Annotated in this window: 15 protein-coding genes and 2 pseudogenes; 12 read left to right on the plus strand and 5 right to left on the minus strand. The window is 70.2% G+C overall.

Going from position 1 to position 15,505, the window contains the following annotated elements:
- Both IJH84_RS08910 and IJH84_RS08915 read left to right on the plus strand, forming a co-directional pair.
- A pseudogene (locus IJH84_RS08910) lies at nt 1-211 on the plus strand (prephenate dehydratase); the annotation flags it as partial.
- On the plus strand, nt 208-855 hold the full coding sequence (locus IJH84_RS08915; protein WP_295142574.1) for a histidine phosphatase family protein: 648 nt from the start codon (nt 208-210) through the stop codon (nt 853-855). The pseudogene IJH84_RS08910 and the gene IJH84_RS08915, both read left to right, overlap by 4 nt.
- A 120-nt stretch (nt 856-975) precedes the next feature.
- On the opposite strand, the gene IJH84_RS08920 is transcribed toward IJH84_RS08915, so the two are convergent.
- Both IJH84_RS08920 and IJH84_RS08925 read right to left on the minus strand, forming a co-directional pair.
- Nucleotides 976-1,329: a metallopeptidase family protein gene (locus IJH84_RS08920; RefSeq protein ID WP_200068128.1), complete on the minus strand. Its 354-nt coding sequence runs from the start codon at nt 1,327-1,329 to the stop codon at nt 976-978.
- Between the two features lie 4 nt (nt 1,330-1,333).
- The gene (locus IJH84_RS08925) at nt 1,334-2,335 is read right to left on the minus strand and encodes a septum formation family protein (RefSeq protein ID WP_200068129.1); all 1,002 of its coding nucleotides are present in this window, start codon (nt 2,333-2,335) and stop codon (nt 1,334-1,336) included.
- A gap of 164 nt (nt 2,336-2,499) precedes the next feature.
- On the opposite strand from IJH84_RS08925, the gene IJH84_RS08930 reads away from it, so the two are divergent.
- The 5 genes from IJH84_RS08930 (at nt 2,500) to serS (ending at nt 7,081) form a co-directional block, all read left to right on the plus strand.
- Nucleotides 2,500-3,213 (plus strand): hypothetical protein, encoded by a 714-nt coding sequence (locus IJH84_RS08930; protein ID WP_233626572.1) that lies wholly within the window; start codon nt 2,500-2,502, stop codon nt 3,211-3,213.
- 3 nt (nt 3,214-3,216) lie between these two features.
- Nucleotides 3,217-4,383, plus strand: coding sequence for a glutathionylspermidine synthase family protein (locus tag IJH84_RS08935; protein ID WP_200068130.1), 1,167 nt, complete (start codon nt 3,217-3,219; stop codon nt 4,381-4,383).
- A 117-nt stretch (nt 4,384-4,500) separates the two neighbouring features.
- Entirely contained in the window at nt 4,501-5,493 is a 993-nt protein-coding gene (locus tag IJH84_RS08940) for a hypothetical protein (RefSeq protein ID WP_295142580.1), read from the plus strand.
- A complete protein-coding gene (locus IJH84_RS08945; RefSeq protein ID WP_200068132.1) occupies nt 5,490-5,738 on the plus strand; it encodes a hypothetical protein in 249 nt (82 codons plus the stop codon). Before IJH84_RS08940 ends, IJH84_RS08945 begins: the two co-directional genes overlap by 4 nt.
- Nucleotides 5,739-5,815: 77 nt before the next feature.
- Nucleotides 5,816-7,081, plus strand: coding sequence for a serine--tRNA ligase (gene serS / locus IJH84_RS08950; protein ID WP_295142584.1), 1,266 nt, complete (start codon nt 5,816-5,818; stop codon nt 7,079-7,081).
- 32 nt (nt 7,082-7,113) lie between these two features.
- On the opposite strand, the gene IJH84_RS08955 is transcribed toward serS, so the two are convergent.
- The gene (locus tag IJH84_RS08955; RefSeq protein WP_295142585.1) at nt 7,114-7,749 is read right to left on the minus strand and encodes an endonuclease; all 636 of its coding nucleotides are present in this window, start codon (nt 7,747-7,749) and stop codon (nt 7,114-7,116) included.
- Nucleotides 7,750-7,849: 100 nt separating this feature from the next.
- On the opposite strand from IJH84_RS08955, the gene IJH84_RS08960 reads away from it, so the two are divergent.
- Entirely contained in the window at nt 7,850-8,464 is a 615-nt protein-coding gene (locus IJH84_RS08960) for a cupin domain-containing protein (RefSeq protein ID WP_295142588.1), read from the plus strand.
- Nucleotides 8,465-8,608: 144 nt separating this feature from the next.
- Here the strand turns inward: IJH84_RS08960 and IJH84_RS08965 are convergent, their stop codons facing one another.
- Nucleotides 8,609-9,484 (minus strand): LLM class flavin-dependent oxidoreductase, encoded by an 876-nt coding sequence (locus tag IJH84_RS08965; RefSeq protein ID WP_295142591.1) that lies wholly within the window; start codon nt 9,482-9,484, stop codon nt 8,609-8,611.
- A gap of 172 nt (nt 9,485-9,656) precedes the next feature.
- Here IJH84_RS08965 and IJH84_RS08970 point away from each other — a divergent pair, with 172 nt between their 5' ends.
- Nucleotides 9,657-10,472, plus strand: a complete 816-nt coding sequence (locus IJH84_RS08970; protein ID WP_295142594.1) for an HAD family hydrolase — start codon at nt 9,657-9,659, stop codon at nt 10,470-10,472.
- A gap of 7 nt (nt 10,473-10,479) precedes the next feature.
- Here the strand turns inward: IJH84_RS08970 and IJH84_RS08975 are convergent, their stop codons facing one another.
- Complete coding sequence (locus IJH84_RS08975) at nt 10,480-11,718, minus strand: glycosyltransferase 87 family protein (RefSeq protein ID WP_295142597.1); 1,239 nt, start codon at nt 11,716-11,718, stop codon at nt 10,480-10,482.
- A gap of 283 nt (nt 11,719-12,001) precedes the next feature.
- Between IJH84_RS08975 and glf the strand changes: the two genes are divergently transcribed.
- From glf to IJH84_RS08990, 3 genes and pseudogenes are all read left to right on the plus strand, one after another.
- Nucleotides 12,002-13,186, plus strand: coding sequence for a UDP-galactopyranose mutase (gene glf, locus IJH84_RS08980; protein WP_200068139.1), 1,185 nt, complete (start codon nt 12,002-12,004; stop codon nt 13,184-13,186).
- 1 nt (nt 13,187) lies between these two features.
- Nucleotides 13,188-15,176: a glycosyltransferase gene (locus IJH84_RS08985; RefSeq protein ID WP_295142601.1), complete on the plus strand. Its 1,989-nt coding sequence runs from the start codon at nt 13,188-13,190 to the stop codon at nt 15,174-15,176.
- A 123-nt stretch (nt 15,177-15,299) separates the two neighbouring features.
- Nucleotides 15,300-15,505 (plus strand): annotated as a pseudogene (locus IJH84_RS08990) (phosphatase PAP2 family protein); the annotation flags it as partial.

Consider the following 15,505-nt stretch of genomic DNA (forward strand, 5'->3'; position numbering starts at 1 on the left):
GTTCTTCCTGGACTTCGACGGCCACGTCGCCGACGCCCGGGTCGGGGACGCGCTCACCGGCCTGCGCGGGCGATGCAGCGAGGTGCGGTTCCTCGGCTCCTACCCGAAGGCCGACCATTCCCCGGCCAGTGTGCGGCCGTCCGCCTCGGAGCAGGCGTTCCAGGCATCGGCCCGCTGGCTGGAACGCATCCGGGCAGGAGGTTCCCCATGACCGAGTTCGCGCTGCGCGCCCGCGCCGACGGGCTGCGGCTGCTGCTGGTGCGGCACGGCCAGACCCCGTCGAACGTGCGGGGCGCGCTGGACACGCTGCCGCCCGGTCCCGGGCTCACCGACGAGGGCTCGCAGCAGGCGGAGGCGCCGGCCGGGCGGCTGGCCGACGAGAAGGTCCTGTCCATCCACGCGAGCCGCGCGTTGCGCGCGCAGCAGACCGCCCGCCCGCTGGCCGACCGGCACGGGCTGGACGTGGAGGTCGCCGACGGCACCCACGAGATCCACGTGGGTGAGCTGGAAGGCAACGCCGACGCCGCGTCCCGGCAGCGGTTCGACGAGGTCTACGCGGGCTGGCACCTGGGTTCCCCGGACGTGCCGATGCCCGGCGGGGAAACCGGCGAGCAGGCGCTCGCCAGGTTCTTCGGCTCGGCGCAGCCACTGCTGGAGGACGTGCTGACCGGCTCAGTGGTGCTGGTCAGCCACGGCGCGATGATCCGCCTCGTCGCCGGGCGCCTGGCACCGGAGGTCGACGGCGAACGCGCCAACGCGGCTTACCTGCCGAACACCGGGCTCATCGCGCTCGAAGCCGATTCCTCCTCGCCGACCGGCTGGCGCTGCACCCAGTGGGACGATCTCCCGGCCTGATCGAAGAGTTGTTCAGGGATCGGTTCGGGTAGCTGGTCGGATGGCGGCGCCGGCTGACGCCGCTTCTTGACAGAGCCAGCGGTTCCGCGAGCAGGCCCGCTGTTCCGATCAGGCCCGCGATCAGGCCCAGCCCAGCGAGTGCAGCGTCTCGTCGTCGATGCCGAAGTGGTGCGCGATCTCGTGCACGACGGTGATCGCGACCTCGTCGACGACGTCCTGCTCGCTGTCGCACATCTCCAGCAGCGGCTCGCGGTAGATCATGATCCGGTCCGGCAGCACGCCCGCGTAGGCGCTGTCGTCCCGTTCGGTCAGCGCGATCCCGAAGTACAGCCCGAGCAGCGAGGGATCCTCCGGGTCGCGGTCCTCGACCAGCACGACCACGTTGTTCATCGCCGTCGCGAACTGCTCCGGCACCAGGTCGAGGGCATCGGCGACGAGCTCCTCGAACCGCTTCCGGGTCATCTCCACCGGCACCGGTTCAGCGCTCCCCGGTGGCGGGCACGCCGGGTTCGATCGGCGCGCTGTCCTGCGGCGCGGGTTCGGTACCGACCTGCACGTCACCCTTGACGCTGCCGGTGACCGGGGCGAGCCCGCTGCCGTCCGGCAGCTGCGCGCTGGCCTTGCAGTTGACCTGCCGGGAACCGGCGTCCCAGCTCTCCTGCGGCAGCGTGTCCCAGTAGCTGACCAGCTTCTTGTCCGCCACCGCGGTCGGGCTGCCCGCGTACTGCGCGGTGAGTTCGGTGCAGCGGGTCGCGAGGAAGCCGTCCTGCTGGTCCTCGCCCGGGAAACCGCCGGGGAACTGCCGGCCGAGGTCGACCAGTCCGGTGATCTCCACCGAATGCGGCTGCGCGCAATCCACCGGATCCCACACCGCGGTCCCGTTGACGCCCAGGCAGCGACCCACCTCGTAGGTGTTCGACTGGTCCTGCTTGGCCACCTGCCCCTTGATCGCGTACAGCTTGCCGGACGGGCCGGGCTGCTGGAGCCCGCAGTGCAGGGTCCGGTCCCCGGAATCCCAGCCCTGCTGGCTGGGCGTGAACGCGCCGACGGCGAACCGGCCGTTCGGGTCCAGCCTGCCGCCGAGGTACCGGTTCGAGACCTCCGTGCAGCGTTGCTGCTTGAGCTGCTGCCACTGCTCGCCGCTCGGGTAAGGCGTGTTCGGGCCGAACTCCGCGTTCAGGTTGGCTTGACCGGTGACCTCGAACAGGTGCCGCTCGCCGCACTTGACCTGGCGGATGTCGGCCGCGTCGGGTTCGGTCCAGTGCAGGCAGCTGCCGGCCTTCGCCTGGAACACCGGCGGCGTGGCGGGCGAGGAGCCTTGCCTGCCCGGGCCGCCGATGCCGGAGCCGCCACCGCCGGTGGGCGTGTTCAGCAGTGCGCTGATCAGCAGCACCAGTCCGCCGCCCAGCGCGGCCATCACCATCAGCAGCCAGGTGTGCGGCTTCTTCCGGCGGTTCCCGGATTTCTTGTCGGCGGCCATCGAGCTACATCATGCCTGGCGGCCGATGGGCACGCGCGGGTACCGAGACAACGTGTCGAAACCGATTCGTGTCCGGTTGCGTTGCGGCATTGCATCCCCTGCCCGGGGCGGCGATGGGTAGGGTTGCCGCAGGGAGCGGGCGATGACGGGAAGATGGCAGACCATTGGTTGAGCAGGACAGACCACGGCGCGAGGACGAATCCCCCGACGGACAGCAGCCCTCCGGCGCTGATCGGACCGGCGGGACCAACGGTGACGAGCCGACCGAGCAGGTGCACGCGCCGCGTGGCCGGGTGCGCCAGCAGGACGCGGAGACGGCCACGCCGCGCGAGCCGACGCTGAGCGAGCAGCGCGCCCGGGTCGCCGCCGAGAAGCGCCGCGAGGAGCAGGAGCAGCGCGAGCTCGACGAAGCGGAGCGCAAGACGCAGAAGCGCCGCCGCGTGATGGTCGGCGGCGGGGTCACCGTTGGCGTGGTGGCGCTGGTGTCGGCGTTCTACTCCGGTGCGGCCTACAGCGAGCAGAAGAACGCGGTCGAGCAGTACTGCGCCGCCGCCGACCAGCAGCCCGGCCAGACCACGGTGGAGCGTCCGGAGCTGTGCAACGAGGACTACGTGCGCAGCCAGGGCGGTTACCCGACCGGCGGCGGCATGATGTTCATGCCGATCTTCTTCCCCGGCACCAGCACGCCGATTCCCGGGCAGGGCCACTCCTACCGCTACGGCTACACCCAGCCCGGCACCTCGGCCCCGCCGGTGGGCGGCACGGTGAACTCGCCGAACTTCAACAAGCCGTCCGGCGCCACGGTCAAGGACGGCAAGGGAACGACCGTGTCCCGCGGCGGTTTCGGCATCAACAGCAAGGGCACGAGCGGGAGCTGACGAGTGCGTCGCAGGACAACCGGACGACGGCCGGACTGGCAGCGCAAGATCGAGGAACTGGGCCTGGTGTTCGGCTCGCCGGCCCGCGCCGCCGACGGATCGCGGCGGCCGTACTGGGACGAGGCCGTGCACTACGAGTTCGGCCTGGACGAGGTGCTGTCCCTGGAGGCCGACGTCGAACTGCTGCAGTCCATGTGCCTGGACGCGGTGGACCACGTGATCACCACCGAGCGGTTCAAGGACTTCGGCATCCCGGAATGGGCTTGGCCGCACATCGCCGATTCCTGGAAGCGCGGCGACCCGCACCTCTACGGCCGGTTCGACCTGCGCTACGACGGCTCCGGCCCGGCGAAGCTGCTGGAGTACAACGCCGACACCCCGACCTCGCTGCTGGAGGCGGCGGTGGTGCAGTGGCACTGGCTGACCGAGTGCCACGAGGGCGACGACCAGTGGAACTCCGTGCACGAGAAGCTGGTCGAGCGCTGGGGCGAGATCAAGGACCAGCTCTCCTCCAACGAGGTGCACTTCACCTGGTCCGGCGCGGACACCAGCGGCGAGGACAACATCACCTCCGCGTACCTGCAGGAGACCGCCGCGGAGGCCGGGATCGACACCGTCGGCCTGGTCATCGAGGACATCGGCTGGGACAGCCTGCTGGAGCGCTTCGTCGACCTCGAAGAATCCCCGATGAGCTCCGCCGTCAAGATCTACCCCTGGGAGTGGATGGTCGACGACGAGTTCGGCAAGCACGCGGTGCACAGCCTGCCCGCGACGCAGTGGATCGAGCCGCTGTGGAAGATGCTGCTGTCGAACAAGGCGCTGCTCGCGGTGCTGTGGGAGATGTACCCGGGCCATCCGAACCTGCTGCCGACCTTCCTGGACCAGCCGGGCCTGCTGACCGAGTACGTGCGCAAACCGCGGCTCGGCCGCGAGGGCAACAACATCAGCGTGGTCGCGCCGGGCTGGGAGCTGGACACCGGCGGGGTCTACGGCGAGGAAGGCTTCGTCTACCAGGCGTTCGATCCGCTGCCGGAGTTCGACGGGATGCGCCCGGCGCTGGGCGCTTGGGTGGTCGGCGACTCCGCGGCGGGCCTGGGCATCCGGGAGACCGCGGGGCTGATCACGGACGACGGGGCCGCGTTCGTTCCGCACCGCATCCCGGGTTCCTGATCTCCGCGGTGTCCCCTGTCCGGCGCGACATGCCGCGCTGAACTGTGTTTTCGTGGGCTGGTGGGGCGTTCCGCCAAGGGGGAGGGCACGCCCCGACGAGCCAGCGGGGTGGGACCGATGCCCTACAGCCAAGCGCCGCAAGACGACGGCACCGGCCCGGACGAGCAGCGGCAGGACGAAATCCGGCCCGAGTCCGGCGCGGCGGACGAGCAGCGCGCCGGTGATCAGGAGCCGGATGTGCTGCTCGACGTGCCGGTGCTGAAGGTCGATGAGATCAACTTGGAAGTCGAGGACCTGCACGCGAAGGTCTCGCTGTCGGCGGAGGTCCTCGATCTGCTGCGGCTGAACGTCGGGGCGGATGTGACGCTGGGGCGGGTCGGCCTGGACATCAAGGGCGTGGAGGCGGAGGCGCTGCTGAAGGTCCGGCTCGGCAACGTCGCCGCGATCATCGAGCGCGTGTTGCAGACGATCGACCGGAATCCGGAGATCCTGGAGCAGATCACGCGGGGAACCGGAGCCGCCTTGCGCGATGTCGGATCCGGTGCCGGTGAGGCTGTGGAAGAGGTCGGCACGGGAGCGGGTCAGGCTGTGGAAGAGGTCGGCACGGGAGCGGGTCAGGCTGTGGAAGAGGTCGGCATGGGGGCGGGCCGCGCAGCCGAAGAGGTCGGCACGGGGGCGGGACGAGCGGTCGATGACGTCGGGGCCGGAGCCGGTCGCGCGGCGGAAGAGGCAGGCTCGGGCGCGGGCCGCGCAGCGGAAGGCGTCGGTGCGAGTGCCGGACGGACGGCCGAGGAGCTGGGCGAGCGGGTCGGCCGGGCTGCGGGAGGCGTTCGCCGCATCGCCGGGGAAGCCGGCCGGGGCGTTGGGAGAGCCGCCGGCAGCGCCGCCGGTCGCGGCTCCGAACGCAGCGCGGAACGCAGATCCGAAGGCAGCACCGAACGCAAATCCGACGGCACCGAAGCAGCAGGCTGGTCGCGGCGCCGCACCGACGAGGGCGATGCCCGCGAGCCTCGCGGCCGTTCGGGGCGCGCGAGGATCCCCAAAGGGGGTCGGTCCGGCGAGGACCCTCGCCGGGATCCGCGACCGCGCCGTCGTCGCAGCGACGAGTGACCGAGCACGACGCGGAAGTGTCGTGGACCGCCACCGTGGCGGCCGCGGAGCTGACCTTCCGGGCGGTTCCCGCCTCGCGGGTCGACTTCACCGGGGACCACGCCCCCGGATCGACTTCCGGCAGCGTTCGCCGTGGCGTGTCCCGCCCGGCTCGGGAAGAGGTCGTGTACCGCGACGTCCGGGTGCACCACTGGATCTTGGCGGCGCTCGAGACCGAGTCCAGGGCGAGTCCGGAGCCGACGTGACCGCGCCCGCGGCTGCGCGGCGCCCGGCCGCCACCCGTGCGGTCCCTGGCCGGTGCGGCCCGCTAGGCTGACCTGCTGTGATCGACCTGAAGACGCTTCGCGAGAACCCGGAGGCCGTGCGCGCTTCGCAGCGCGCCCGCGGTGAGGACGCGGCACTGGTGGACGCCCTGCTCTCCGCCGACGAGCGGCGCAGGTCGGCGGTCTCCCGCGCGGACACGTTGCGGGCCGAGCAGAAGCAGCTCGGCAAGCAGGTCGGCAAGGCCCAGGGCGACGAGCGCGAGCAGCTGCTGTCCCGGGCCAAGGACCTGGCCGCGCAGGTCAAGGAAGCCGAAGCGGAACAGGGCGCGGCCGACGACGAGCTGCTGGCCGCGCAGAAGAAGGTCTCCAACGTCGTCGAGCCGCAGACCCCGCACGGCGGTGAGGACGACTTCGCGGTGCTCAAGCACGTCGGCACCCCGCGCGAATTCGACTTCGACGTCAAGGACCACCTGGAGCTGGGCGAGGGGCTGCGCGCGTTCGACATGGAACGCGGCGCGAAGGTCTCCGGCGCCCGGTTCTACTTCCTCACCGGCGTCGGCGCGCAACTGGAACTGGCGCTGCTGAACATGGCCGCCGCGCAGGCCACCGCGGCCGGGTTCACGCTGGTCGTGCCGCCGGTGCTGGTGCGTCCGGAGATCATGGACGGCACCGGTTTCCTCGGCGAGCACTCGACCGAGGTGTACCGGCTGGAGGAGGACGACGCCTACCTCGTCGGCACCTCGGAGGTCCCGCTGGCCGGCTACCACGCCGGCGAGATCCTGGAGCTGTCCGGCGGCCCGCTGCGCTACGCGGGCTGGTCGACCTGCTTCCGCAGGGAAGTCGGTTCGTACGGCAAGGACACCCGCGGCATCATCCGCGTGCACCAGTTCAACAAGCTGGAGATGTTCGTCTACTGCCGCGAGCAGGAATCCCGGGCCGAGCACGAGCGGCTGCTGGCCTGGGAGGAGGAGATGCTCACCAAGCTCGAGCTGCCGTACCGCGTGGTGGACATCGCCGCCGGTGATCTCGGTGCGAGCGCGGCGCGGAAGTTCGACTGCGAGGCCTGGGTGCCCTCGCAGGGCGCCTACCGCGAGCTGACCTCCACCTCGAACTGCACCACCTTCCAGGCGCGGCGGCTCAACACCCGCTACCGCGAGGCGGAGGGGCCGAACCAGTTCGCTTCGACGTTGAACGGCACGCTGGCCACCACGCGGTGGATCGTGGCGATCTTGGAGAACCACCAGCAGGCGGACGGTTCGGTGCTGGTCCCCGAGGCGCTGCGGCCGTTCCTCGGTGGGCGCGAAGTGCTGGAGCCGGTGGCGTGAACGTGCTCGGGTGACCGAGCGCGGCGGCCGGCTCAGGCCGGGGCCTTGATCTCCTCCAGCAGTCCCTTTTCCAGCGTGAGCCGGACGAGCGCGGCGGAGAAGCGGGCGTAGTCCGCGGCGTCCACCAGCTCGGCGAGGCGGCCCGCGTCCTTCGGCAGCCCCGCCTTCTCCGCGCCGGAGAGGGCCTTCTTGTCGAAGTACGGCCGCAGTTCCGGCCACACCGCCTGTGCTTCGCGGCAGAAGATGTCGATGCCGACCGGGCCGAGGTTGGGCACCTCGCGCAGCAGCTCCTTGATCCGGCGCACGTCGCCGCCCGCTTTCTTGCGGAGCTTGCGCAGGTCGCCGCCGTACTTGTCGAGCAGCAGGTCGGCACCGTTGCCGAGCGCGGTGGCGGTGCTCTCGTCGTAGCGGACGTAGTGGCCGCGGCCGAGGGCGTCGACGCGCTGCTGCCAGGTGGCCTCGCGCATCCGGCGGGCGGTGGGGAACGCGCCGAGTTCACGGGCGGCGGAGACCGCGATCTCGGCCTTGATGCGGGTGGACAGCAGCACCGACAGCACCAGCAGCCGGTACAGCTGCGAGGGCTTGTCGGTGAGCGTGAAACCTGCTTGCGCGGCGTAGCTCGTGCCCGCTTCGCGGATGATCGCGCGAGCCGTGGCTTGCTCGGACATCTTTGGCACCTCCTCGGGCGCCGGTCTACCCGTGCGGGCGAGCGGGCACACCGCGACGAGCGCAGCGCGTGGCACCTGCCGCGCGCTTATGGTGGTGAGCGTGTCGGATCACTCGGACGAGGTGCACGGATCGCGAGGTGCGGCGCACAGCCGTGTGCTGACCGGGCTCGGCGACCGGATACGCCGCCTGCGCACCACCCGCGAGCTGCCGCAGCGGGATCTCGCAGGCCGGGCCGAGCTCAGCGAGGAACACCTCGCGGGAGTGGAGCAGGGCGATGTCGCCCCGTCGCTGGCGGAGCTGACCAGGCTGGCGGACGCGCTGGAGGTCGCGCTGGCGGAGCTGTTCACCGACGAGGCACCCGGCCCGGCCGCGGTCGTGCTGCGCGCCGAGGAGGTGCCGACCGTCGAGTACGGCGACATCGCGGTGCAGGTCCTCACGCCGCGCTCGGTGATCCCCGGGATGTACGCGGCCCGCTACCGGTTGTCGCCGACGAGTTCCGGGGTGCGGCCGGTGCAGCACGAGGGGCACGACTGGTTGTACGTGCTCAGCGGGCAGCTGCGCATCGAGTTCGAGCAGGACGCGGTGACGTTGTCGCCCGGCGACAGCGTCAGCTTCAGCTCGAACGTGCTGCACCGGCTGGTCGCGCCCGATGCGGCCGCGGAATTCCTGGCCGTCGGCGCCACCCTGCTGGGCGATGCCGGTTCCGCTGCTTGACCGGTCGGAAGCCGCGGTGATCCGCGATTCGTCCCGGAGACCGCGTGGACCCGCCCGTACGGCGAATCGGGATCAGGACCGATTCGCGCGCCGGGCGGCCTTGTTCCGAAGAATCCGGACGAATGCGGCGGTACCGCCGGAAACTCACAGTTCCGGCAGCACTTCTGCCGCGATGTCCTCCACGGTCGACTCAGTTCCCGCGTACGGCTCGTCCGTGCGCGGCCAGTGCGTGATCACGTCGGTGAAGCCGAGCTCCTCGGCCCGTCCCACCACCTCGCGGAAGTACTCGAGGCTGCGCATCGAGTAGGCGGGCGCCGCATCCGCGGAAAGGTACCGCTGCACCCGCTGCGGATCGCGGCCCTCGTCGGCCATCGTGTCCGCGAACCGCTTGGTCAGCTCGGCCACCCCGCGCCACCAGGCTTCGAGGTCGTCCTCCACGGCCGGGCCGGTGGTGACCCAGCCCCGGCCGAAGCGCGCTGCCAGCCGCATGCTGCGCGTCCCGTTCGCAGCGATCACGAACGGCAGCCGCGGCAACTGCACGCAGCCGGGCGCCCGGCGCGCTTCCACCGCCGTGTAGTGCTCGCCGTACCAGGTGGTGCAGTCCTGCGTGAGGATCTTGTCCAGCAGCTCCACGAACTCCGCGAACCGGTCCACGCGGGTGCCCGCGTCCGGTTGCGCCCCGCCGAGCACCGTCGTGTCGAAACCGGGACCGCCCGCACCGATGCCCAGCGTGATCCGCCCGTCGGAGACGTCGTCGAGCGCGAGCACCTCCCGGGCGAAGTGCACCGGATGCCGGAAGTTGGGCGAGGCGACCAGCGTGCCCAACCGGATGTTGGAGGTGACCGTGGCCGCTGCGGTGAGCGTGGGCACCGCGTCGAACCAGGGTTTGTCGACCAGCGATCGCCAGCCGAGGTGGTCGTAGGTCCAGGCGTGGGCGAAGCCGTATTCCTCGGCCATCCGCCACAGCGGTTCCGCGGCCCACCACCGGTGTTCGGGCAGTATCACAATCCCAACGCGCACATCGATGACCGTATCGGTACTACCCAGATGTGTTCGACCCGATGCGGTCCGTGCCGCGCGCTCCGGCACACAACTCGATCCGGTTTCGCCCAATTCAGGAAAGATCCACACGCTCAGGTGAAGACAGATTAATCCGGACCAATGCTGACCTGCGGCTCGCCAGCATGATCGCGTGAACAAACCGGATCTTGTCGCATCCGATCTGGACGGCACCCTGCTGGACCCGTCGGTGCGAGTGAGCGAGCGGACCGCGCGCACCGTGCGCGCGGTCGCGGCGGACACCCCTTTCGTACTCGTGACCGGAAGGCCGCCGCGCTGGGTGCCGCAGATCGTGGACGGGCTCGGCGTCGCGGGCGTGGCCGTCTGCTCCAACGGCGCGGTCATCTACGACGCCGAGGCCGACCGCGTGCTGCACAGCACCGACATCCCGCCCGAACGGCTGCGCGACGCGGCACGGGAGCTGCGGGACGCGTTGCCCGGCTGCACGTTCGCGGTGGAGCGCTCCACCGAGCGCGCCCGGGACCGGGTGGACGATCAATTCCTCGCGGAGGCGGGGTTCCACCGCGTGTGGCCGAACCGGGACATCCGGGTGACCGGCGCGGACGAGCTGTTCGACCGGCCCGCGGCGAAGCTGATGGTGCTGCACGAGCAGCACCGGGGCGCGGACATGGCTCCCGCGGTGCACGACGTGCTCGGTTCCCGGCTATGCCTGACCTGCTCGATCGGAGGCGGTCCGGTCGAGCTGTCCTCGCCGGGGGTGGACAAGGCCAGCGGGCTGGCGTTCGTGGCGGGCGAGCTCGACGTCGAGCAGGATGCGGTGATCGGCTTCGGCGACATGCCCAACGACATTCCGATGCTGGACTGGGTCGGTCACGGCGTCGCCATGCGCAACGCCCATCCCGGTGTGCTGGAGGTGGCGGACGAAATCACCACCTGCAACAGCCAGGACGGCGTCGCGCAGGTTCTGGAGCGCTGGTGGACGAACTGACCGCGGATCAACTTCCCGGGCCCGCCACGGCGGCGGGCTCGGGCCGAGCCGGGGTGGCCGCGCGATCGCGGTGCAGGAAGAACGCGACCGTTGCGGCGATCAGGAAACCGATGCCGAACAGCGTGTAGGCGTTGCCGACCACCTGCTGCGAGAACGTCCAGTTCAGTTCCTTGTCGTCGGTGTAGGGCAAGTACCACTGCGGCCCGATCAGCACCACCAGCGTCGCGAACAGCACCGACAGCTGCACTCCGTACCAGCGGTGCCGCAGCGCCATCGCGAACAGCAGGGCCAGCGTCGGCGCCGCCCAGACCCAGTGGTGCGACCAGGAGATCGGCGAGATCAGCAGCACCAGGATCGCGTTGATCATCAGTGCCAGCGGGGTGTTGCGCGTGTTCAGCGCGTAGCGCATCCCGAGCACGGCCAGCACCAGCAGCAGCACCGAGCCGCCGATCCACAGCCCGTCCAGCGCACCACCGGTGATGTCCTGCTTGGCCAGCAGGCTGCGCAGCGTCAGGTTGCCCGCGTAGACCGCGCCCATGTCCTCGCCGGTGGACCACATCTCGCTGAGCCACCAGTCCGCCGAGTCGTTCGGCGCGGCCAGCAACCCCACCAGCACCGTCGCGGCGAACGTGCACGCCGAGATGGACAACGCCCGGAAGTCCTTGCGCAGCAGGAACAGCAGCAGGAACCCGAGCGGGGTGAGCTTGACGGCCGCCGCGATCCCGACCAGCAGCCCGCGCGGCCAGCGGGTGCGCGGCAGCAGGCAGTCCGCGGCGACCAGCGCCATCAGCACCAGGTTGATCTGCCCGTAGTTGATCGTGTCCCGGGCCGGTTCGATCAACGTGATGAACGGCAGCAGCACCGCGGTGCCCACCGCGACCAATCCCGCGCCCGGGGCCGAATACGGCGAGGAGCGCGCCAGCGAATACGCGGTGACGAGGATCGACAAGTGCGACAGGATCGCGACCGCGACCACCGCGCCGTCCTCGGACAGCGCCATCAGGGGGCTGAACACGATCGCCGCGAAAGGCGGGTAGATGAACGGCAGCGTGCTGCTGTCCGGACTTTCCGGAGTGAGATCGCCGCTGTAGATCTCGTAACCGTTCAGCCACGCTCGGGCACCGAGCCGGTAAATCTCGGTGTCCATGTATCCGCGGGTGTCGATCCAGTGCACGAACCAGATCGCGAGCACTTCCAGGACTATCGCCGTGACCAGCAGGTACCTGCCGTCGCGTACCCGAGTCACGCTTTCGATCACCTTCCCGGTCAAGGGCTGCTCGCGGGCGGCGACGATGCTACCGAATCCGACTCGCCGAGCGGGTCGCCGACCGGAGCGATATTGATCCGCGCGCACTGCCGCAGACGACTCCGGAGTGTGGCGAAATATCACTGTTCGTGGTACCCAATCCGTCCTGATCGGACTTCAGGCCACCCGTATGGCCAGGAAAAACACGGGTGGTAACGGCATCGGGCGAAGAACGTCAACGCGGTTTCGGAGCGCGCGCCGGCGGCCGCTACCCTCGACGGCTGTGAGCTTCGCAGGCTATGACCTGATCGTTGTTGGTTCCGGGTTTTTCGGACTGACGATCGCAGAGCGCGCCGCCACCCAGCTGGACAAGCGGGTGCTGGTGCTGGACCGACGTGACCACATCGGCGGCAACGCCTATTCGGAACCGGAACCGGAAACCGGGATCGAGGTGCACCGCTACGGCGCGCACCTGTTCCACACCTCGAACAAACGGGTGTGGGACTACGTCAACCGGTTCACGGATTTCACCGATTACCAGCACCGGGTGTTCACCCGGCACCAGGACCAGATTTACTCGTTCCCGATGAACCTGGGCCTGTTGTGCCAGTTCTTCGGGCGCGCGTTCTCGCCGGACGAGGCGAAAGCGCTGGTCGCCGAACAAGCCGCGGAGGTGGACACCGCCGAGGCGCAGAACTTCGAAGAGAAGGCGATCTCGCTGATCGGCCGCCCGCTCTACGAGGCATTCATCCGCGGCTACACGGCCAAGCAGTGGCAGACCGATCCGAAGGAACTGCCCGCCGCGAACATCACCCGGCTGCCGGTGCGCTACACCTTCAACAACCGGTACTTCAACGACACCTACGAGGGTCTGCCGGTCGAGGGCTACACCGCCTGGCTGGAGAAGATGGCCGAGCACCCGAACATCGAGGTGCGGCTGAGCACCGACTACTTCGACGTGCGCGGCGAGCTGCCGGACGCCCCGGTCGTCTACACCGGGCCGCTGGACCGCTACTTCGACTACGCCGAGGGCGAGCTGGGCTGGCGCACCCTGGACTTCGAGTCCGAGGTCGTGCCGACCGGCGACTACCAGGGCACGCCGGTGCTCAACTACGCCGACGAAGAGGTGCCCTACACCCGGATCCACGAGTTCCGGCACTTCCACCCGGAGCGGGACTACCCGAAGGACAAGACGGTCATCGTGCGGGAGTACTCCCGGGCCGCCGAGAGCGGCGACGAGCCGTACTACCCGATCAACACCACCGACGACCGGGCGAAGCTGGAGGCCTACCGGCAGCGGGCCAAGGCGGAGGCCAAGGACCGCGGCGTGATCTTCGGTGGCCGCCTGGGCACCTACAAGTACCTGGACATGCACATGGCGATCGGCTCGGCGTTGAGCATGTTCGACAACAAGCTCGTCCCATATTTCACCGAGGGCCGCCTCCTGGACGGCTCGCTGGAGGACTGACGTGACCGACCGGACCCCCGCCGCGTCCGGGGCTGCCGCGCAGCCCGCCGGGACCGGCCAAGCCGCCGAGGGCGAGAGCAAGCTCAGCGACGTGACCTCGGTCCGCTCCGGCGACCGCCGCAAGGTGGCGCCGGAGCAGGTGCTGCAGCGCGTGGTGTTCCCGCGCGGCGAGGACCCGCTGGACGTGCGCGCGCTCTACATCGACGAGCCGCAGGTCGGCACGACCACCGTGTCGTCCCGCCGGTCGATCAAGGTGCCCGCGCACAACAAGATCTCGCTGGCGTCCTACTTCAACGCCTTCCCGGCCAGCTACTGGAAGCGCTGGACGAAGGTCGACGAGGTGGTCCTGCGGCTGAAGGTCAAGGGCGCGGGCCGGCTCGACGTCTACCGCTCGAAGCCGAACGGCGACAGCGTGCACCTGGAAGGTGCGCCGGTGTCCAGCGGGAAGGCCTGGACCTACCTGGAGTTCCGGGTCGCGATGCAGCCGTTCGAGGACGGCGGCTGGATCTGGTTCGACGTGTTCACCAACGACACCGCGCTGGAGATCGACGAGGCGGCCTGGACCACCGACGTCGAGCTGCCCAAGCAGAAGGTCGTCGTCGGCACCACCACGATCCGCCCGCAGGACTGCGTCGTCGCGTTGCAGACCCTGGGGGAGGACCCGCAGGTGCTGGACGTGGTGGAGAAGGTCGTCGTCGCCGACCAGGGCGGGCAGAAGATCCGCGACACCGAGGGCTTCGAGCTGGCCGCCGAGCGGCTCGGCGAGAAGCTGCAGGTGATCGAGCAGGCCAACCTCGGCGGCTCCGGCGGCTTCACCCGCGTGATGTACGAGGGCGTGCACAACTCCGACGCGGAGCAGGTGCTGCTGCTCGACGACGACATCGCGCTGGAACCGGACGGCGTGCTGCGCGCGAACGCCTTCGCCCGCGCCGCGACCCAGCCGGTGATCGTCGGCGGGCACATGCTCAACCTGCAGGCCCGGTCCCGGCTGCACACCATGGGCGAGGTCGTCGACGTCGGCGCGGGCATCTGGCGGGCCGCGCCGGGCGCGGTCACCGACTACGACTTCGCGAAGACCCCGCTGCGCAAGAGCAAGAAGCTGCACAAGCGGATCGACGCGAACTACAACGGCTGGTGGATGTGCCTGTTCCCGCGCGAGGTCGTGGAGAACACCGGGCTGCCGCTGCCGCTGTTCATCAAGATGGACGACGCGGAGTACTCGATCCGCGCGGCCGCGCGCGGCTACCCGACGGTGACGCTGCCGGGCGCGGCGGTGTGGCACATGCCGTGGACGGACAAGAACGACGCCACCGACTGGACGGCCTACTTCCACACCCGCAACCGGCTGATCATGGCCGCGCTGCACAGCCCGGAAGAGGTGCGCCAGGTCCTGGTCAAGCAGGGCCTGAAGCTGACCCTGCGGCACCTGCTGTCCATGGAGTACTCCACGGTCGCGGTGCAGCAGAAGGCGATCGAGGACTTCCTGTCCGGGCCGGACGAGTTGTTCCGCTCGCTGCGCACCGCCCGGCCCGAGGTGGTCGAGCTGCGCAAGCACTACGACGACGCGAAGACGCTGCCGTCGGCGCGGGAGTTCCCGCCGCCGTCCGCGGACCCGATCATGGCCGAGGGCCTGCTGAAGCCGCCGGTGAACCCGGCCGTGATCGCCGCGCGCGCCTCCAAGGCGCTGCTGCACAACCTGAAGGATCCGGAGCGCGAAGCGGGCGAGCGCCCGCAGCTGAACATCCCCGCGGACAGCGCCCGCTGGTTCCTGCTCGGGGCGCTGGACAGCGCGACGGTGTCCAACGCCGACGGCAGCGGGGTGGCGTTCCGGCGCCGCGACCCGGAGGAGTTCCGCAGGCTCGGGTTCCGCGCGTTGGCGAACTACCGCAGGCTGGCCCAGGAATGGCCGCGGCTGCGCGAGCGCTACCGCGCGGCGCTGCCCGAGCTGACCAGCCCGGAGTCCTGGAAGCAGGTCTTCGACGAGACGTGAGCACGCCCCCGCTGCAGACCATCCTGCCCCGACCCCGGAGACGAAGTGACTGCTGAACCGACGACGAAACCAGGCGCGACCGGCGCCGCGGAGCAGGAGTTCATTCCCGGCACGGACGAACCGATGCCGGAGGTCACCAACGAGACCCTCGCCCTGCGCAAGGTGCAGGGCACGCTGGCCAAGCCGCCGGTGGTCAAGGCGGCCAAGGCGATGTCGCTGTTCGGCGAGCACGCGGCCGGTTGGCTGGCGATCGGCGCCCTGGGCGCCGTGGTGGACCGCAAGCGCCGCGGCCAGTGGGTGACGGCCGCGGCCGGGGTGGCCGCCGCGCA

The organism is Saccharopolyspora sp., from assembly GCF_017434145.1.
Lineage (GTDB): Bacteria > Actinomycetota > Actinomycetes > Mycobacteriales > Pseudonocardiaceae > Saccharopolyspora_C > Saccharopolyspora_C galaxeae.

Excerpts from the sequence above, each read along its gene's own strand:
- IJH84_RS08915 (WP_295142574.1), top strand. The coding sequence starts at position 208 with ATGACCGAGTTCGCGCTGCGCGCCCGCGCCGACGGGCTGCGGCTGCTG.
- IJH84_RS08925 (WP_200068129.1), bottom strand. The coding sequence starts at position 2,335 with ATGGCCGCCGACAAGAAATCCGGGAACCGCCGGAAGAAGCCGCACACC.
- IJH84_RS08940 (WP_295142580.1), top strand. The coding sequence starts at position 4,501 with ATGCCCTACAGCCAAGCGCCGCAAGACGACGGCACCGGCCCGGACGAG.
- IJH84_RS08955 (WP_295142585.1), bottom strand. The coding sequence starts at position 7,749 with ATGTCCGAGCAAGCCACGGCTCGCGCGATCATCCGCGAAGCGGGCACG.